General features: G+C 52.1%; 19 protein-coding genes. 12 read left to right on the plus strand and 7 right to left on the minus strand.

Translation table 11 applies throughout. The features are described from left to right. The first annotated feature begins 35 nt into the window (after nt 1–35). Nucleotides 36–890 carry a LysE family translocator gene (locus tag BBD41_RS20340; RefSeq protein ID WP_099478568.1) on the plus strand — a complete coding sequence of 285 codons (855 nt, stop codon included), beginning with the start codon at nt 36–38 and terminating at the stop codon, nt 888–890. Between the two features lie 83 nt (nt 891–973). Further along, nucleotides 974–1,150 (plus strand): hypothetical protein, encoded by a 177-nt coding sequence (locus tag BBD41_RS30040; RefSeq protein WP_167392984.1) that lies wholly within the window; start codon nt 974–976, stop codon nt 1,148–1,150. 160 nt (nt 1,151–1,310) lie between these two features. Here the strand turns inward: BBD41_RS30040 and BBD41_RS20345 are convergent, their stop codons facing one another. From BBD41_RS20345 to mnmL, 4 genes are all read right to left on the minus strand, one after another. Next, on the minus strand, nt 1,311–2,483 hold the full coding sequence (locus BBD41_RS20345) for an alpha/beta hydrolase (protein WP_418304236.1): 1,173 nt from the start codon (nt 2,481–2,483) through the stop codon (nt 1,311–1,313). 83 nt (nt 2,484–2,566) lie between these two features. Beyond that, nucleotides 2,567–3,535 carry a type I phosphomannose isomerase catalytic subunit gene (locus BBD41_RS20350; RefSeq protein ID WP_099478569.1) on the minus strand — a complete coding sequence of 323 codons (969 nt, stop codon included), beginning with the start codon at nt 3,533–3,535 and terminating at the stop codon, nt 2,567–2,569. Nucleotides 3,536–3,606: 71 nt separating this feature from the next. Then, nucleotides 3,607–4,197, minus strand: coding sequence for a tRNA 5-(aminomethyl)-2-thiouridylate-methyltransferase MnmM (gene mnmM / locus BBD41_RS20355; RefSeq protein ID WP_077567880.1), 591 nt, complete (start codon nt 4,195–4,197; stop codon nt 3,607–3,609). Then, the gene (mnmL, locus tag BBD41_RS20360) at nt 4,197–5,150 is read right to left on the minus strand and encodes a tRNA modification radical SAM protein MnmL/YtqA (RefSeq protein ID WP_077567879.1); all 954 of its coding nucleotides are present in this window, start codon (nt 5,148–5,150) and stop codon (nt 4,197–4,199) included. Before mnmL ends, mnmM begins: the two co-directional genes overlap by 1 nt. 329 nt (nt 5,151–5,479) lie before the next feature. Between mnmL and BBD41_RS20365 the strand changes: the two genes are divergently transcribed. Together BBD41_RS20365 and trmB are read left to right on the plus strand one after the other, a co-directional pair. Continuing rightward, nucleotides 5,480–5,659, plus strand: a complete 180-nt coding sequence (locus BBD41_RS20365; RefSeq protein ID WP_028403761.1) for a hypothetical protein — start codon at nt 5,480–5,482, stop codon at nt 5,657–5,659. A gap of 190 nt (nt 5,660–5,849) precedes the next feature. Beyond that, a complete protein-coding gene (gene trmB, locus BBD41_RS20370) occupies nt 5,850–6,563 on the plus strand; it encodes a tRNA (guanosine(46)-N7)-methyltransferase TrmB (RefSeq protein ID WP_077567878.1) in 714 nt (237 codons plus the stop codon). A gap of 184 nt (nt 6,564–6,747) precedes the next feature. Here trmB and BBD41_RS20375 read toward each other — a convergent pair whose 3' ends face one another. Further along, nucleotides 6,748–7,875 carry a UDP-N-acetylglucosamine--LPS N-acetylglucosamine transferase gene (locus BBD41_RS20375; protein WP_007127236.1) on the minus strand — a complete coding sequence of 376 codons (1,128 nt, stop codon included), beginning with the start codon at nt 7,873–7,875 and terminating at the stop codon, nt 6,748–6,750. 673 nt (nt 7,876–8,548) lie between these two features. Here BBD41_RS20375 and BBD41_RS20380 point away from each other — a divergent pair. The 5 genes from BBD41_RS20380 (at nt 8,549) to BBD41_RS20400 (ending at nt 11,708) form a co-directional block, all read left to right on the plus strand. Further along, nucleotides 8,549–9,787, plus strand: coding sequence for a glycosyltransferase family 2 protein (locus tag BBD41_RS20380; protein ID WP_077567877.1), 1,239 nt, complete (start codon nt 8,549–8,551; stop codon nt 9,785–9,787). Between the two features lie 277 nt (nt 9,788–10,064). After that, entirely contained in the window at nt 10,065–10,559 is a 495-nt protein-coding gene (infC, locus tag BBD41_RS20385; RefSeq protein ID WP_007127238.1) for a translation initiation factor IF-3, read from the plus strand. Between the two features lie 26 nt (nt 10,560–10,585). Then, nucleotides 10,586–10,786, plus strand: coding sequence for a 50S ribosomal protein L35 (gene rpmI, locus BBD41_RS20390; RefSeq protein ID WP_007127239.1), 201 nt, complete (start codon nt 10,586–10,588; stop codon nt 10,784–10,786). A gap of 30 nt (nt 10,787–10,816) precedes the next feature. Further along, on the plus strand, nt 10,817–11,176 hold the full coding sequence (gene rplT, locus BBD41_RS20395; RefSeq protein ID WP_007127240.1) for a 50S ribosomal protein L20: 360 nt from the start codon (nt 10,817–10,819) through the stop codon (nt 11,174–11,176). 205 nt (nt 11,177–11,381) lie between these two features. Continuing rightward, nucleotides 11,382–11,708, plus strand: a complete 327-nt coding sequence (locus BBD41_RS20400; RefSeq protein WP_099478571.1) for a hypothetical protein — start codon at nt 11,382–11,384, stop codon at nt 11,706–11,708. 2 nt (nt 11,709–11,710) lie between these two features. Here the strand turns inward: BBD41_RS20400 and BBD41_RS20405 are convergent, their stop codons facing one another. Beyond that, a complete protein-coding gene (locus BBD41_RS20405; protein ID WP_077567875.1) occupies nt 11,711–12,157 on the minus strand; it encodes a GNAT family N-acetyltransferase in 447 nt (148 codons plus the stop codon). A 611-nt stretch (nt 12,158–12,768) separates the two neighbouring features. Between BBD41_RS20405 and ilvB the strand changes: the two genes are divergently transcribed. The 3 genes from ilvB to ilvC all read left to right on the plus strand — a co-directional run bounded on the left by ilvB (nt 12,769) and on the right by ilvC (nt 16,160). Then, nucleotides 12,769–14,511 carry a biosynthetic-type acetolactate synthase large subunit gene (ilvB, locus tag BBD41_RS20410; protein ID WP_007127243.1) on the plus strand — a complete coding sequence of 581 codons (1,743 nt, stop codon included), beginning with the start codon at nt 12,769–12,771 and terminating at the stop codon, nt 14,509–14,511. A 1-nt stretch (nt 14,512) separates the two neighbouring features. Continuing rightward, nucleotides 14,513–14,998: an acetolactate synthase small subunit gene (ilvN, locus tag BBD41_RS20415; protein ID WP_077567874.1), complete on the plus strand. Its 486-nt coding sequence runs from the start codon at nt 14,513–14,515 to the stop codon at nt 14,996–14,998. Nucleotides 14,999–15,167: 169 nt separating this feature from the next. Then, nucleotides 15,168–16,160 carry a ketol-acid reductoisomerase gene (gene ilvC, locus BBD41_RS20420; protein ID WP_099478572.1) on the plus strand — a complete coding sequence of 331 codons (993 nt, stop codon included), beginning with the start codon at nt 15,168–15,170 and terminating at the stop codon, nt 16,158–16,160. Between the two features lie 286 nt (nt 16,161–16,446). Here ilvC and BBD41_RS20425 read toward each other — a convergent pair whose 3' ends face one another. Further along, nucleotides 16,447–17,427: an aldo/keto reductase gene (locus BBD41_RS20425; protein ID WP_028403768.1), complete on the minus strand. Its 981-nt coding sequence runs from the start codon at nt 17,425–17,427 to the stop codon at nt 16,447–16,449. Nucleotides 17,428–17,460 lie beyond the last annotated feature (33 nt).

Here is a 17,460-nt window from a genome sequence, read left to right on the forward strand (position 1 = left end):
TCGTACAGATGACGAAGTGGTTATGAAGAATAACCGTGGCAAACAAGCCTGGATCGATTTCGGGCTTGTTTTTGTTGGACTGTGATGCGAGCGGTTACTCAATTTCGGTCCGAGGGAAGATTTCCCCGAAAGCAGTCCCAGATGATAAGGACGGGCTGGATGTGATCCTGATAAGGGTGCAGATTAGTCGCGATCGCGATGGAAGAATTCAAGCGATTTTTTTAAAGGAGGACAAAGTACAAAGTATGTTTAACTTTCTAGACTTTACGCTTTTGCCGGCATTTATATTGGCGGCATTTATCATTTGTATTACCCCGGGTCCGGATATGGCATTCGTGATCAGCCGCAGTATTTCACAGGGGCGAAGGCATGGGATTGCAACAGCCATTGGTATTCAAATGGGAACGTTAGTACATATCCTTTTAGCGGTTCTTGGCTTATCGGCGATTTTAATGACATCGGTTTGGGCCTTTTTAATCATTAAATACATTGGTGCGATTTATTTGCTATATTTGGGGATTCAAACACTAAGAAATAGAAAGGGGCTTAGCGTCTCCTCCAATAAAAAAAGGGTTAGTGTGTATAAAGCATTTTGGGAGGGAGCGATCACGGATATTTTTAATCCTAAAGTGGCTTTGTTTTTCTTGACATTCATCCCTCAATTTATAAATCCGGACACATCTAGTATTAACAGCCAATTTATTATTCTAGGGTTAATATTAGGGCTGATTGGGCTGACCGTCGATATTTCGGTAGCGTTGATTGCAAGCTTATTTGGTAATTTTTTATCGAGAAACAAAATTGCTCTTTGGTGGCAGCAAACCATTAGCGGAATCACACTGATTGGACTAGGTACATGGCTGGCATTCGAAGGTAAGATGAATAGGTAGAAAAGGCGATGCTGCTGCGGTATAATTCGTCCCGTTAATCGGTACGCTAGAGGCATAGAACGATCAAGAAGGAGGGGACTCGGATGAACGAGAAGCGCGAGCACGGGCCTGAGCAAAGCAACCATGAGGAACCGACCATCGCCCCGGGGATGGAGACGAATGATGATTTGCGCGAAGAGGCTACCGACGAGGAAATCCAAAGAGGCGATTATACGGAAGTCACCCAGTTCGTGATTGACCGAACGCCGGATGACGAGTAAATATAGTCTAAATTGCATTTGCGAGGTTACTGAATAGACGCGTGAAGCCTTATTTCGCGTTACAGCAAAAGGGATGCCTTGTTCTTATCGACCAAGGGGCATCCCTTTTTCACATTCATTTTCAACGATCCATGACAAGTCATCGCTTCCCTTGACCTAATTAAGCGTCTTTGGCACTCGCGTCGGCTGCGCTCGCATCGGTACTCGCATCATTGACACTCGCGTTCTCGGTACGCTTGTCTTCGGCACTCGCGTCCTTCGTAAGCGCGTTTTCGCCACTCTTGTCTTTGGCAAGCTCATCTTCGGCACTCGTGTCTGCTGCACTCACGTCTATGGCAAGGGCGTTTTCCTCACTCGCGTCCCTCACATTGGCGTCTTCCATGCTTGCAGCATCCTCAATGGTGGCTGCAGGCGTATGCCGCTCCAACCAGTCCAGCAGGTGCGAGGCGACTTCATCCCGGTTGATCTCATGCAGCATTTCGTGACGACCGCCGGGATACAGCCGGTATTCCAGGTCTGCTATGCCGTATCCTTGATACAGCTCGATAAGCTGCCGGACGCCCTTGCCGCGCTGCCCGACCGGGTCCTCCTCGCCGGAGAAGACATAGACCGGCTTATCCTTGCGCAGCCCTTTCATCAGCTGCGGTTTGTGGAGCTCCAACAGCAGCCGGAAGAAATCCCGGAAGAAGCGGGCGCTGCATACTTGCCCGCAATAGGGGTCGTCAATGTATTTGTCGACCTCGGCCTCGTCCCGGGACAGCCAGTCAAACGGGGTGCGGATAACGCCAAAGCCCTTGTTGTAGGGCCCGAACACGATGGCATTCAGCATTAAGCTGCGGTGGGTGCTGCCCTGAAGGCGCATCTGCGCCGATGCAAGCTGAATCCCGAGCCGCAGCATCTTCTGGGGCCCGTTCGTGCCGGAGAGGACGAAGCCGTCGAAACGCTTGCCGTGAATGCACATGATTTTCTGGGTGAGGAAGGAGCCCATGCTGTGCCCCATTAAAAATAGAGGCAGGCCCGGATGAGCCTTCCGAAGCTCGGAAGCGAGCAGCAGCTGATCCTCAATCATGCCTTCGAATCCATTCTCTCCGGCGTCGCCGAGACGCTCGATGTTTCCGGCGGTCAGCCCGTGCCCCCGGTGGTCGTTCGCGTATACCGCAAATCCGTGACCGGTAAGTAAAGCAGATAGCTCCTCATAGCGCTTGCCGGTTTCGCACATGCCGTGGGCGATCTGGACGACAGCCCGTATCCGGGTTTCTGCGTCCGGAAGCCATTTATAAACATGGATCGGCATGGCTTCAGCATTCAACATGGTAAACGTTTCGCTTTGCATCTAGGACTTGCACCTCCATACAGACAATATTTACCCTGCATTGCCTCGTATGTCTCTGATGAGTGGAGCCGTGCTGCTTAAGCTTAAGGAAGATAGGAACGAAGAACCGTGGATTCCCCGTCCAGGGTGTAAGTTCCCAGGTTAGCAGGGAGCAGGAAGCATTGGCCGGACGTATAGTCGATCGAGCCTCCGTCCCAACGCAGTGTTCCCTTTCCGTCACAGACGACGATAATGGTAAAGCTATCCTCGGATGTAGAGAGCTCCCATGCCCCGTTAACGATGCCTTTCTCCACAATGAAGTACGGCGATTGCGCGAGCTGAAGCCATTCTCCAGGAACAGCCCCTTCCGTGCTCATCTTCGTGGCCCCCGAGCCTTCATAGGCCGTGACATTGAGGGAATCCTCAATGTGAAGCTCGCGCGGCTTGCCGTCAAGCCCAGGACGGTTGTAGTCGTAAATCCGGTAGGTGGTATCCGAATTTTGCTGGATCTCCGCGACGACAACCCCTGCGCACAGGGCATGAACGGTGCCTGCCGGTATGTAGAATGTATCGCCTGCTTTCACGGGCATCTCCTGAAGCTGCTCCATGACGGTGCCGTTTTCCATCGCTTCCTTCAGAACGTCGCGGGTAACGCCTTCCTTCAGACCGTAAATGATTTTGGCGTCCGGCTTCGCATCAAGCACATACCACATTTCCGTCTTGCCGAGCTCTCCCTTCGGAAGGCCTTCATAATCATCGGTCGGATGCACCTGTACGGACAGATTGTCGTTGCAGTCAAGCAGCTTGATCAAGAGTGGAAAGCGTCCGTTCACTTCGGAAAAGCCTTTCGTGCCGAACCATTCGCGTCCGAGCTCTTCGCGGATCTGGTCAAGGCCGCGGCCTGCCAGCTCACCGTTTACGATCGTAGTCGTGCCGTTCGGATGATCCGCGATCATCCAGCCTTCGCCGATATGCCCTTCGGGAAGCTCCAGGCCGAACTGCTCCAGCGCGCGGCCGCCCCATACACGCTCTTTAAATTCGGGTTGAAACAACAGTGGATAAGGTTTCGTCATTGTAAATCAACTGCCTTTCATCATGATGGTAGTAGTGGTTGATAAAATGGTTGTGCCTCATTGAACTCTTATCATAACGGCTTTTTTCGCTCCAGCGCAATAAGATATGGCGCATCGGGCCGCTGCAGTCCCCGGTACACAATCGTCTGCGCCGTGCTCCAAGGCAGACTTGCGGCCCAGGCCTCAACGGCGGCGGCCTCCGTGTCGCCGCCCCGGTGGCCGGTATACAGCACGGTGGTGATGATGCCGCCGGGCCGCAGCAGCTGCAAGGAAGACTCAAGAGCCGCAATCGTGCTTTCAGGCTCGGTCATAATCTGCTTATCAGCCGTGTCTGCCGGGAGGTAGCCCAGGTTAAACATGACCGCTCCGATCCGGCCGTGAAGCAGCTCGGGCACGCAGTCATTCATGCGGGCATGGCTTTCAAGGTGTAATGAGACCTCGCCAAGGGACGCCGGCGGCTCCTTGGCAAGCCGGCGGCGCGTCAGCTCCAGAGCTTCTTCTTGAATATCGAAGGCGAATACTTTGCCTTTCGGGCCGACGCAGCGTGCCAGGAACAGGGTGTCCGCCCCCGTACCCGCTGTCGCGTCAAGCGCAGCCTCCCCGGCCCGAAGCCGTTCGGACACGAGCTTATGCGCAAAGCTTAGAACGGAAAGGAAACCCATTACGAATCCCTCCACAGCTTGCCCTGCCAAGTATCCCGGCGTCTCAGCTCGGCATCGATGCCGTTGAGAACCGGCCATTTGTCGAGGCTCCACTTCGGTCCGATGAGCAGCTCCCGCGGCGCATCCCCGGTCAGGCGGTGGATGATCATCTCCGGCGGCAGGAATTCCAGGGTATCGACGATCAAATTCACGTACTCATCTCGTTCCAGAAATCGGAGCAATCCCGCTTCATACTGCTTCACCATCGGGGTTTTGCGCATCAGGTGCAGCAGGTGGATCTTGACGCCCTGGACATCCATCCTCGAGACCGCCTTGCCGGTAGCAAGCATCATTTCATGGTCCTCTTGCGGAAGGCCATAGATAATATGGGTGCACACACGGATGTTATGGCTGCGGAGCTTCTCAACAGCCCTGAGGTAGCATTCGGTGTCATGGGCGCGGTTGATGAGCTCGGAAGTTGAGTCGTGAATGGTCTGCAGCCCCATCTCCACCCATAGGTACGTTCGCTCGTTCAGCTCGGCCAAATATTCGATCACGTCATCAGGCAGGCAGTCCGGCCGCGTTGCAATCGACAATCCGACGACACCGGGCTGTTTAAGTATCACTTCATAGTATTCGCGAAGCACTTCTACCGGCGCATAGGTGTTGGTATAGGCCTGAAAGTACCCGATGTATTTCGCGTTCGGCCATTTCAAATGCTGTCTGTCCCGGATTGTGTTGAACTGGGTGACCAGGTCATCGCGCCGGCTCCCGGCAAAATCGCCGGATCCGCGGGCGCTGCAGAAGGTGCAGCCGCCCTTGGCAATCGTTCCGTCGCGGTTGGGACAGGTAAAACCGGCATCCAGCATGACTTTGAACACTTTATCCTGGAATTGGCTGCGCATCTCGTAATTCCATGTATGAAAACGTTTATCCCCCCATAATCGTGGGGTCTGCATCACTGTTGTACTCATCGCTTCTCCTTTACAGCACACAGGTGGGCTGAATACGTTGTAAGCAAGCTAAGGCCAAGCCCCGGATTCCTCGAAAAGGATACGGCTTTGCGACTGCTTGGACTTTGATCGCGGCTTACGTCTATTGTAGCAAAAAACAGCCGTTATCGTCATATGGGGGTCTTACAGCCTAATTCTTCATTGTTACTTGAATGGGCCTCCCTTAGTTGGTATATTTAAATTAGAAAAATAAATATCTGTTTCAGGCTGTATTGATACGGGTATATATACGGAGAGGATTCATATTTGTAAGACGTCATGGATACAATAATACCGTGAGGTGATTGCGAATGAATTCATCGACAGTGAAGTCTGACAGAGATAAGATCGCTGTGGAACTTACCCCGAATGAAGCTTTGGCTCTGACCGGCGTGGAATTTAATGCCGATCATGATGTGAAGGCTTCGGCACAACGTAAAATTCGGGCCGCCTTTGAGAAGACATTTGATTTCCAAACACAAGAAAGGTAAATATTTCACAGTTTAACTACCGCGGAACCCCAATTCCAATATAAGAAAGAGGAACCTGTTTCTTTTCCGGGAGGGAAAGATAAGGTTCCTTTTTCTATTGGCTCTTTACTTTTGGCCGTAACTTCGTCACAATATTGCAGTATCGGGATATGACGTCCCAATTCATTGGACAAGCTTGTGGAGGTATGTGATGCGTTTACGCGGGAGAAAAGGTATTCGGGAAAATCTGGAGCAGCAGGAAGATCTGGTCGTTTTGGACCCCGGTCAATATAGAGGAAAGTGGGCCGAGCTGTTCGGCAACGATCTTCCGATCCATGTCGAATTCGGTATGGGCAAAGGCCAGTTCATCAGTCAGATGAGCTACAAGCACCGGGATGTCAATTTTATCGGCGTGGATATGTACGATGAGCTGATTCGTCGTGCAAGCGAGAAGGGACGGGGCGTATGGGCTTCGGAGGGAGTGGATACCCCGCCGAATTTGAAGCTGGCTCTGCTCAATATCGAGAACGTCGAGCAGGCCTTCGCTCCGGGAGAGATCGAACGAATTTATTTGAATTTCAGCGATCCGTGGCCCAAATCAAGACATGCGCGCCGCCGTTTGACGCATCCGCGGTTCCTGGATAAATATAAGGCGATTTTGAACGACAGAGGCCAGATTCACTTTAAGACGGACTCGGTCACGCTGTTTGAATTTTCGTTGAATGCTTTCGCGGATTACGGTTTGCAGATGACTAATATTTCCCTGGATTTACATCGTGACGGGCTGAACGAAGAGCATGTGATGACCGAATACGAGACGAAGTTTGTCGGGCAGGGGATGAAGATTCATCGCTGCGAGGTCCTTATCGGGGAAGCCGCGCTCGAAAGCTATCGCCCGAACCGGCTGGAGAAATACGGAAAATAGTAGATTGCACAATGCCAGCACCGTGCACTTCCTATGATAACGGTTACAAGGATAATTATAATAGAAGAAAAAGATCGAACTTGCACCGATTTACATCCGGATCCTCGGGAACATGGTCGATTGATGCAGCTTCGTGCGGATGGGATGGGAACGCTGGTTAATCCAAAAAGGTGTACTCCAATTTCTAGGAGTACACCTTTTCATTTTCAAGCATGTCGATAATGCTTTTCGCGCTTTGCATGGGATGAAACCGCTCGATGTCCTTCAAATTCCGCTCACGCTGCTCCTGGATGCGGTCGTATTGGTGTAGCAGCATGTTCATCCATTTGCCGATGACCTCCAGCGAGGTGATGGGCTCCCCCAGGCCTTGAGCCGTAAAGTATTGGCAGTTCTCTTCCTCCTGCCCGGGAAGCGGCTGATGAAACAGCATCGGAATGCCTTTGGCCAGCCCTTCCGTACAGGTCATTCCGCCCGGCTTCGTGACGAGCAGATCGGATACTTCCATCAGCTTGTCAATTTCGCGGGTAAAGCCCAGCAGCCGGATATTCGGGTGCTGGAAGCGCGGGTTGGCTTCCATCTCCTCCCGGGCCTTGTCATTGTTTCCAAGGCAGAAGATAATCTGGACCTGCTTGCTCCACCGGGTCAAATATTCGTTAACGACCTCGTCGTTCATAATGCCCCAGCCGCCGCCCATAACGAGAACGGTCGGCATATCGGACAGATTGAAGCGCTCGCGGATTTCATCCTTGCTTGGATGGGTCCAGAAATCGGGGTGGATCGGAATGCCGGTCACCTGGATTTTTGCCTGGGAGACGCCGCGGTTCAGCAGCTTCCGCTTCACTTCCGGCGTCGAGACGAAGTAGCGGTCGACTTCGGGACTGATCCACGTATCATGGGCATCGTAATCGGTAATAACGGTACACAGAGGCACATCGGTGCCCAGCCGCTTCAAACGGGATATAACCGCGCTCGGAATAAAGTGCGTGCATACGATGATATCGGGCCGAAGCGCCCTGACCACGTTCTTGGTGCTTGTATAGAAGATCCGGTGGAGCGCTAAAGCGGTGAACCGGTTAAAGGATTTCTGATGGCGGTACATGTACCCTACGAGTCTCGGGCGTGTCGTGATCGTCTTCCTGTACGCCGAGATGATCAACGGAGCGATCTTGGGGTTCAGGAAGCTTCCGAGCTCTAGTACCTTCGTTTGTACGCTAGGGGACAATTGGCGCAGGCTGCTGGAGAGTGCGTGGGCGGCCTGCGTATGACCTGCACCGAACCCTTCAGATAACAGCAAGACTCTTTTTTTAGCCACTACTTTTCACCCGTTCTGCAGCGTTATTCTTTAACTTTAACATATCGGCTTTAGGAAGAGAATGCAACTGTTTCCGGCTGCTATGGGGAGGGACTATGGTCCCGGATCAAGAAATCAATGCTGACATGCGCTGTCCCATCCTGCTTGCTACTTAAGCCACTTGCGGGCGATGCGGAATTTGTAGAAAAGAAGGGTCTGCGGACTTTTGACTTCGGTATAAGGAGCCGCTACAATGATTCAAACGGACAGCAAAAAGTTTATTTAAAGAAAAGAGTGTGATGAATCAAAACTTTTTGGTTGTCTGTTACGTTTATTCATTGGCGGACAAGTTTGCTGTAAAAAAATTAGGCGGCCAAAAGAAATAAAAAGCAAGAAAACAGATGAAAATAAGAACTAAAGCCGTTTGAAACGAAGTTTGCTGCCACGCTGGAATGCAAGCTGAGCTCTTTTGCGAAGTTTTTCGGTAAATTAGAGCATTCCACGCTTTTGACAAAAGATACGAAAGTGTGGAAAATCGTGTATGACGTGCGAAAAGCAGCCCCGCGGCACCGAGGCTAAGATCTAGAAAAGACACAAGACAATAGTCAACAGGGTCATTAGAGCAAGAAAAAAATGTAGAGAGAAAAAAACACAACACATTCTCGGGTTATAAAAAAGGGGGTAACGGAGAATCATGACAGACGCCATCTTTATCGCGCTCCAATTATTTTTGGCCGCGGTGGGTGTGTACCAGTTCGTATTCTCTTTGTTTGGTCTGATCAAGAGAAAAAAGAAAAAGCACTTTGCACCGAATAAATCCTTTGCAGTCCTTGTGGCTGCGCACAACGAAGAGCAGGTTGTCGGGGCTCTCATGGAGAACCTGAAGCAGCTCAATTATCCGAAGGAGCTGTACGATGTATTCGTTATCTGCGACAACTGTACAGACCGCACAGCCGAAATCGTCCGTTCGCATGGGATGAATGCGTGCGTGCGCACGAATCAGAATCTCCGCGGAAAAGGGTATGCCATCGAGTGGATGCTCAAAGAGCTCTGGGCGATGCCTCGCCAGTACGATGCGGTCGTCATGTTTGACGCCGACAATTTGGCGGACCCGAATTTCCTGATCGAAATGAATAACGATCTTTGCTCGGGAGCGAAGGTCATCCAGGGATATATCGATACCAAGAACCCTGAGGATTCCTGGATCACAGCCGCTTACGGCGTATCCTACTGGTATATCAACCGTCTGTGGCAGCTGTCCCGCCACAATTTGAATATGGCCAACTTCCTCGGCGGCACCGGCATGTGCTTCGAGACCAATCTCCTGAAGGAGATTGGCTGGGGAGCTACAAGCTTGGTCGAGGACTTGGAGTTCACGATGCGCAGCGTGATGCGCGGCGTTTATCCGAAGTTCAACTACGACGCCAAAGTGTTCGACGAAAAGCCGCTGACGTTCAAGGCTTCGGCCAGACAGCGTCTGCGCTGGATGCAGGGCCACTTCACGGTTGCCCGCCGTTATTTCTTCCCGCTGCTGTGGCGCGCTATTAAGGAGCGCAGCATCGTGAAGCTCGACTTGGCGCTGTATGGGGTCAACGTGTATATCGTCCTGCTGACGTTTGTATTGACCGCCATCATTTGGGTCGACAACTCGTTCTTTGACGGTCCGAATATCGCGAACCTATACGGGCTTTTGCCGATCTGGCTGAGCTTTACGGCGATTGCGGCGAACGTGTTCACCTTCATGATCGCCATGATCCTGGAGAAGGTGAAGTTCAAGAAGGTATACATGTACCTCATTCTGTTCCCGATCTATCTGCTGTCTTGGTACCCGATTACCGTCTATGCCTTCTTCACGCAGAATAACAAAACATGGAGCCATACCGAGCATACGCGGGTCGTTCGGCTTGAAGAAGTGCAGAGCAAGCAAGGCTAATTAAAATTTCGCGGACAGTGTTGACATAGTCCAGTGTACTTGTTATACTGTTCTAGTCTTTGTAACAGAATATTCTGATTGCAAGTAGAAGCACCGCTTCTCACCTGACCGACATAGGTTGGCTGGTTTGATCACGAAATCAATGAATGGATTAAGTTTCATTTTTGAATGAGTTATCAAATAGGGATGTCGGTGGTTGAACCGTCATCCCTTTATTTTTTTGTGCAAGCAGGAATCACAAGTTATCTGGAGGTGGAGGACTATCAGTAAGGAACATATGATCAATGACGAGATTCGGGCCAAGGAAGTGCGCTTGGTCGGCCCGGAGGGTGAACAGATCGGGATCAAGCCGATTCGTGAAGCACTGCAGATGGCAATTGATCTCAATCTGGATCTGGTGAACGTGGCCCCTCAGGCGAAACCGCCGGTATGCCGCATCATGGACTATGGTAAATTCCGCTATGAGCAGCAGAAGAAAGAGAAGGAAGCGCGCAAGAACCAGAAGATCGTGGATATCAAGGAAGTATGGTTCCGGGCCAACATTGAGGAGCATGATTTCCAGACCAAGCTCCGCAATGTCGTTAAGTTTTTGAAGGACGGCGACAAAGTGAAATGCTCCGTGCGTTTCCGCGGTCGTGAAATCACCCATGCGAACATCGGCCAGAAGATTCTGGAACGCGTGAAGACGGAAGTGGCGGACCTCTGCGTCGTCGAACGTCAGCCGAAGCTGGAAGGCCGCAGCATGATTATGATTTTGGCTCCTAAAGCCTAAGAGAAATTAGAGGAGGAAGTACAACAATGCCTAAAATGAAAACACACAGCAGCCTGAAAGGCCGCTTCAAGATTACCGGTACTGGTAAAGTTAAACGTTACAAAGCTTACAAAAACCACTTGCTGTCCCACAAATCCAAGCGTGCGAAGCGCGTGCTGTCCAACAGCCCTGTAATGGCGCCTGGAGATGTTAAACGTTTGAAGCAAGGTCTGGCTAACTTGAAATAGTAAACAACATTTATTGGGAGGTCTTTTGATATGGCACGAGTTAAAGGCGGATTTGTCGTTCGTCGTCGACATAAAAAAGTATTGAAGCTTGCGAAAGGTTATTTCGGTTCCAAACACCGTATTTTTAAAACTGCAAACGAGCAGGTTATGAAATCCCTCGTTTACGCTTACCGGGATCGCCGTCAAACGAAGCGCAATTTCCGTAAATTGTGGATCGTTCGTATTAACGCGGCTGCTCGCCAAAACGGTCTGTCCTACAGCAAAATGATGCATGGCCTGAAGCTTGCTGGCGTGGATATCAACCGCAAAATGCTGGCTGATCTGGCTGTGAACGATCTGAACGCATTCAACTCTTTGGCAACCGTTGCTAAAGAAAAAGTGAACGCTTAATACTACATGTATGAAGAAACCGCCGAATTATTCGGCGGTTTCTTTGCGTTCATCGGATATTCAGAGGCTTCGGAAACACCGGTTAATCTTGCCCCGGGGTGTTCGTAATTTTATCGTCTATATTTGCTGCATAGGGCCATCAAACAAGCAAGTCTCCCTCTCGCGGAATAGATTGAAATGTATATTACCTCAAGGAGGGATCTTCATGGAAAAGCCTGTCAACAAGGCGAAAGTGAAGTCGTATGTGGGCAAGCGGATCGTGGTGTATAAGAAAGACGGGACCGTGGTGACAGGCAAATTGGTCAAGGTATCGGGGAGCCGTCTGTACGTTGAACCGAGCGGGAAAGAGGTAAAGACGAAAGCCATCGTTCCTCTCGTGCTGTTCGACTTGCTTGCAATCGGCACCGCACCTTACGCTTACGGCGGGTATCCCGGATATCCGAACGGATACGGGGGATATTCCGGATATGGCGGATTCTACGGCCCCGGTTACGGCGGATTTGGCGGACCGTTCGGCGGATTTTTCTGGTAAGGCTAAGGATACCACACTTTTTCCATCTCGTAGCACCGGCTGTTTGAGATGATTCGGGTTACCGTATAACCGAGCTTGCTGTAAAAGGCGAGCCCGCCCCGGTTCCCGATATCTACCATCACTTTCGCTCGCTTGCAACCGCGGGATATAGCGAAACGTTCGGCATGCTCCATCAAGCGGATGCCCCATTGCTTTCGCTGTACGGCGGGTGCGACGGCCAGCATATCGATATACAGCAGCTCGCCATGCATCAGGAAATGGATGAAGGCGAGGACTCGATCCTCCTGTCCGGCTGCAACGAGGGTTACGCCGCGACGTAATCGGGCAGGGATATCTTTACGGATCGCATCGATCTCCTTCGGGCTCATATGGGAAAGAGGGACGAGCTGGGATTCAATCAGCTGCAGAATCATGACGTCATCCTGCCCGGGTTTCCAGTAGCGGATCATCGTTTTTCTCTCCCTTCACGCGCCGAGGTTTGCTGCTCGATTTATCATATGTATCAGGCTTTGGGAGCGTGTTTTGCGGCAAAGGCCGAAAGCTATAAATCGCATAGTGCATGAAAACCTATCATCCGAAGTAAAATAAATGTGTTGACTTCTGGATTGGAACGGTCATATAATGTTTCTAAACATTTTAACGAATATATCCAATCGGCAATGATGAGGACGAAGTTTAAAGGGCTCTTTTGCTCAGAGAGTGGATGGATTTGCTGCAACCACCACCAAAACCCCTTTTATACGAGCTCACCTCGGAGCTGTTTTCCTGAAAGATGCTATGCTATGACTTTACCGCATTAAGTCGTAACAGCATTTATTAGGGAAAATCGTGTAAGTCCACGTTACGGACTGCAGATATTGAAGAGCTGGTGTTATGCGAGAGCCTTCATACCTGCTGAGGCTTTACACTGCGAGGTGTAGAGCAAATATGGGTGGTACCACGGAAGCCAGAACCTTTCGTCCCTCACACGGAGATAATCCGGGTGTGGAGACGGAAGGTTTTTTTGATGCTTGGATCGGTGGAAATTAGAGCAAGCCAATTTTTGAGAGGAGGATGACTGATGAGCGCGCAAACTCCAGAAGTGCGGTCTACAGAACAATTACGTGAGAAATGGATGAAGCCTGAAGTGATTACCGGATCGGAAATCTTGCTTCGGAGTCTTCTGCTCGAAGGTGTCGAGTGCGTATTCGGATATCCGGGCGGAGCCGTCCTGTATATCTATGATGCGATGTATGGTTTTGAGGATTTCAACCATGTCTTGACTCGTCACGAGCAAGGCGCCATCCATGCAGCCGACGGATATGCCCGGGCAAGCGGTAAAGTAGGTGTGTGTATCGCCACCTCGGGACCGGGGGCAACGAACCTCGTAACCGGGATTGCAACAGCCTATATGGATTCTGTTCCGCTCGTTGTCATTACCGGTAACGTAGCAACTACGCTGATCGGAACGGATGCCTTCCAGGAAGCGGATATTACAGGTATCACGATGCCGATCACCAAGCACAGCTATCTGGTGCGGAATGTCGAAGATCTGCCGCGGATCATCCACGAGGCATTCCACATCGCGTCCACGGGACGCAAAGGGCCGGTGCTGATCGATATTCCGAAGGACGTATCGGCGGCAACCACGCTGTTCAAGCCGGAAGATACCGTTCACCTGCGGGGCTATAACCCGCGAACGGTACCGAATCGTCTGCAGCTCGACAAGCTAGCCCGTGCGATCGAGGATGCCGAGCGTCCAATGATTCTTGCCGGCGGCGGCGTCATTTACTCCGGCGCGCATGAAGGGCTGCTGGAATTCGTCAACAAGACGGGCATTCCGATCACGACGACGCTGCTCGGGCTGGGCGGATTCCCGACGGGACACGAGCTCTGGACGGGCATGCCGGGCATGCATGGCACGTACACGTCGAACCAGGCCATTCAACAATCCGACCTGCTGATCAGCATCGGAGCCAGATTCGATGATCGCGTTACCGGCAAACTCAATGGATTTGCACCGAATGCCAAAATCGCTCATATTGACATCGATCCGGCCGAGATCGGCAAGAACGTGCCAACCGATATTCCGATTGTCGGGGATGTCAAAACCGTGCTTGAAATGCTGAATCCGCTCGTCGGATATGCAGGCAAGGCGGATGCTTGGAGAGACCAGATCGGCAAGTGGAAGGCGGAATATCCGTACCGCTACGTGGATTCGGATACCGTACTCAAGCCGCAGTGGGTTATCGAAATGCTGAACGAGACGACCAAGGGCGAAGCGATCGTAACGACGGACGTCGGACAGCACCAAATGTGGGCGGCCCAGTATTACAAATTCAACCAGCCGCGTTCATGGATCACCTCCGGCGGCCTCGGCACGATGGGCTTCGGATTCCCTTCCGCCATCGGCGCCCAAATGGCCCATCCCGACCGGCTCGTCATCTCGATCAACGGGGACGGCGGCATGCAGATGTGCTCCCAGGAGCTTGCGATCTGCGCCATCAACAACATTCCGGTCAAAATCGTGGTCATCAACAACCAGGTGCTTGGCATGGTTCGCCAATGGCAGGAGCTGATCTACGACAACCGTTACAGCCACATCGATCTGGCGGGCAGCCCGGATTTCGTCAAGCTTGCTGAAGCTTACGGTGTGAAAGGTCTTCGCGCCACGACGAAAGACGAAGCGCACCGCGCTTGGGCCGAAGCGATGGAAACGCCGGGACCGGTGCTCGTCGAGTTCGTGGTCGAGAAAGGCGAGAACGTGTATCCGATGGTACCGCAAGGGTCGACGATCGATCAAATGCTGATGGGGGATGCGTAAGATGAGTACAAAACATACCATTGCCGTACTAGTTAACGACCAGCCGGGTGTCCTGCAGCGGGTTTCGGGATTGTTTGGCCGCAGAGGCTTCAACATCGAGAGCATTACCGTGGGGCAATCGGAGGAGCAGGGGCTGTCGCGGATGGTCATCGTGACGACGGGAGATGACACGACGCTGGAGCAGATCGAGAAGCAGCTATACAAGCTGATCGATGTCATCAAAGTCATCAACCTGAGCTCCAAGCCGATGGTCGCAAGGGAGCTTGCCCTGATCAAGGTCAAGGCGGAGCCTTCCGCCAGACCTGAAATCATGGGCGTCGTCGAGACCTTCCGGGCTTCGGTCGTCGACATCGGTACCTCCAACCTGATGGTTCAGGTTGTTGGCGATACCGTGAAGATCGATGCGATGATCGAGCTGCTGAAGCCTTACGGGATCCAAGAACTGTCCCGGACCGGCGTTACCGCGATGATTCGCGGTAATGCGTAATCATCCGTTCGCTTCTTGATACAATTCGCTTTTGAGCTTCAAACCATCAATATCAGCAGACACCTGCATGGCATGAGCGGGTGTTTCAGCAGACCGGGCCACTAAGCCGGGCCGATTGAAATACCCGCTCATCATGAAGGGTCTTAAAATTAAAGGAGGACTTATCCAAATGGCAGTTACTACTTACTATGAACAAGATGCAGAGCTCAGCGTACTTAAGGACAAAACGATCGCGGTAATCGGCTACGGCAGCCAAGGGCATGCCCAAGCACAGAACCTGCGCGACAGCGGTCTCCAAGTGGTGATCGGTCTTCGTGAAGGAAAATCCTTCGACAAAGCGAAGAACGACGGGTTCGAGGTGCTTTCTGTAGCGGAGGCTGTAAGCCGTGCGGATGTCGTTCAAATTCTTATGCCGGACGAAACGCAAGCGTCGGTGTACAAGAACGATATCGAGCCGAACCTCAAGAAGGGCGCGGCGTTGATGTTCTCCCATGGCTTCAACGTTCATTTTGGCCAAATCGTGGCACCTAAAGACAACGACGTCCTGCTCGTAGCTCCGAAATCCCCGGGTCACATGGTTCGCCGCACATATGTTGAGGGCTTCGGCGTACCTGGATTGATCGCGATCGAGAAGGACGCGACCGGACAAGCTAAGGCAATCGGCCTTGCTTATGCTAAAGGCATCGGCTGTACCCGTGCAGGCGTTATCGAAACATCCTTCCGCGAAGAAACCGAAACCGATCTGTTCGGTGAGCAGGCTGTACTGTGCGGCGGCGTATCCGCGCTGATCAAGGCTGGTTTCGAAACGTTGACAGAAGCCGGTTATGCTCCGGAAATGGCTTACTTCGAGTGTCTGCATGAACTGAAGCTGATCGTCGACATGATCTATGAAGGCGGACTTGCTAACATGCGCGACTCCATCAGTAACACTGCGGAATACGGCGACTATGTAACAGGCCCTCGCATCGTTACCGAAGAAACGAAGAAAGCGATGAAGGAAGTATTGTCCGATATTCAACAGGGTAAATTCGCTCGCGACTTTATTCTCGAGAACCAATCCGGCCGTGCATTCCTGACAGCTACTCGCCGCAACGAGTCCGAGCATCAGCTCGAAGTCGTGGGCGCACAGCTTCGTGAAATGATGCATTGGATCAAGAAATAAGAGTAATAATTATTGGGAATTCCCAGGCTGCAGCCTTTTCTACGCGACGGGTGAACAGCCTGGAAATGACTGATATAAAAAGGAGGAGCCGCTTCTTAAGCGGATCCTCCTTTTTTTGTAATAGCTGCGTACGGTTATGGCTCCACCGGAGAACGTTAGCGCGTAAGCAAGTGTGCTCCGGTACTTTCGCTCTGACTGAAATCGTTTAAGCGCTGCGAGGGGCCCATATTGTGAACAACTTGTCCAAAGTGGCATTATTTTTACGGGGTGTTCCAGGATTTGCGTCTTACCAGGCGTAAGCTTGCGGCGCAGGGCCTCCCGGACCAGGGAAAATTTCATCCAGCCGCTTCATAACGGATTCGTCGAGCTCCACCTCGAGGCATCTTAAGGAGCTTTCGAATTGTTCCAAGGTACGCGGACCGATGATCGGTCCGGTGACGGCCGGATTTTTAAGAAGCCAGGCCAGTGCCACATTATCCTGGGGCTCTCCGAGCTCCTGGCAAAGTGCGGCGAATTGCTCCAGCTGGGCACGGTGCTTCTCAATCCGCTCCGCATTGCCGCCGCTTCTCGAACCCTCAATCTTCTTCAGCGCGTTGCGTCCCAGCAATCCGCCGTCGAGCGGACTCCACGGAATGACGCCGAGGCCGAGGCTTTGCGCCGCTGGCAGCACTTCAAGCTCAGGGAGCCTGCAGGTCAGGCTGTACTTATGCTGCTCGGATACCAGACCAAGGAAGTTCCGGTTTTTGGCAGCGGCCTGAGCAACGGCGATATGCCATCCGGCGAAATTGCTCGAGCCGACATAACCGATTTTTCCTTGATGAACCGCGACCTCGAATGCTCCCCATAGCTCGTCCCATGTTACGGATGAATCCACGTGATGCATCTGGTACAGCTCGATATGATCGGTCTGCAGCCGCTTCAGCGAACCTTCGAGATGGCGCCGGAGCTTATAAGCGGATAAGCCTGCCGCATCGTTGGGACCGTCAAGCGGATCGCTCATCGACCCGTAAAATTTCGTGGCCAAAATGACCTTCTCCCGCCGGCCGCCGCCCTGCTTGAACCATCGCCCGATTATCGTTTCGGTCAGCCCGGCGTTTTCGCCCCAGCCGTAAACATTAGCGGTGTCGAAAAAATTCACGCCGGCATCCACCGCCGCATCCATGATGCGAAAGGCTTCCTTCTCATCGGTGGCAGGTCCGAAATTCATCGTACCGAGACACAGACGGCTGACTTTCATGCCGGATTTGCCTAGAGAGGTGTACTGCATGAGGGGATCATCTCCTTGGTGGGTATTGGTAAT

Origin of the sequence: Paenibacillus ihbetae, from assembly GCF_002741055.1 — a bacterium.
GTDB classification, from domain to species: Bacteria; Bacillota; Bacilli; order Paenibacillales; family Paenibacillaceae; genus Paenibacillus_AQ; species Paenibacillus_AQ ihbetae.

Coding starts and splice junctions, on each gene's coding strand:
- BBD41_RS30040 (WP_167392984.1), top strand. CDS start 974: ATGAACGAGAAGCGCGAGCACGGGCCTGAGCAAAGCAACCATGAGGAA.
- BBD41_RS20345 (WP_418304236.1), bottom strand. CDS start 2,483: ATGCAAAGCGAAACGTTTACCATGTTGAATGCTGAAGCCATGCCGATC.
- BBD41_RS20350 (WP_099478569.1), bottom strand. CDS start 3,535: ATGACGAAACCTTATCCACTGTTGTTTCAACCCGAATTTAAAGAGCGT.
- mnmM (WP_077567880.1), bottom strand. CDS start 4,197: ATGGGTTTCCTTTCCGTTCTAAGCTTTGCGCATAAGCTCGTGTCCGAA.
- mnmL (WP_077567879.1), bottom strand. CDS start 5,150: ATGAGTACAACAGTGATGCAGACCCCACGATTATGGGGGGATAAACGT.
- BBD41_RS20365 (WP_028403761.1), top strand. CDS start 5,480: ATGAATTCATCGACAGTGAAGTCTGACAGAGATAAGATCGCTGTGGAA.
- trmB (WP_077567878.1), top strand. CDS start 5,850: ATGCGTTTACGCGGGAGAAAAGGTATTCGGGAAAATCTGGAGCAGCAG.
- BBD41_RS20380 (WP_077567877.1), top strand. CDS start 8,549: ATGACAGACGCCATCTTTATCGCGCTCCAATTATTTTTGGCCGCGGTG.
- infC (WP_007127238.1), top strand. CDS start 10,065: ATGATCAATGACGAGATTCGGGCCAAGGAAGTGCGCTTGGTCGGCCCG.
- rpmI (WP_007127239.1), top strand. CDS start 10,586: ATGCCTAAAATGAAAACACACAGCAGCCTGAAAGGCCGCTTCAAGATT.
- rplT (WP_007127240.1), top strand. CDS start 10,817: ATGGCACGAGTTAAAGGCGGATTTGTCGTTCGTCGTCGACATAAAAAA.
- BBD41_RS20400 (WP_099478571.1), top strand. CDS start 11,382: ATGGAAAAGCCTGTCAACAAGGCGAAAGTGAAGTCGTATGTGGGCAAG.
- BBD41_RS20405 (WP_077567875.1), bottom strand. CDS start 12,157: ATGATCCGCTACTGGAAACCCGGGCAGGATGACGTCATGATTCTGCAG.
- ilvB (WP_007127243.1), top strand. CDS start 12,769: ATGAGCGCGCAAACTCCAGAAGTGCGGTCTACAGAACAATTACGTGAG.
- ilvN (WP_077567874.1), top strand. CDS start 14,513: ATGAGTACAAAACATACCATTGCCGTACTAGTTAACGACCAGCCGGGT.
- ilvC (WP_099478572.1), top strand. CDS start 15,168: ATGGCAGTTACTACTTACTATGAACAAGATGCAGAGCTCAGCGTACTT.
- BBD41_RS20425 (WP_028403768.1), bottom strand. CDS start 17,427: ATGCAGTACACCTCTCTAGGCAAATCCGGCATGAAAGTCAGCCGTCTG.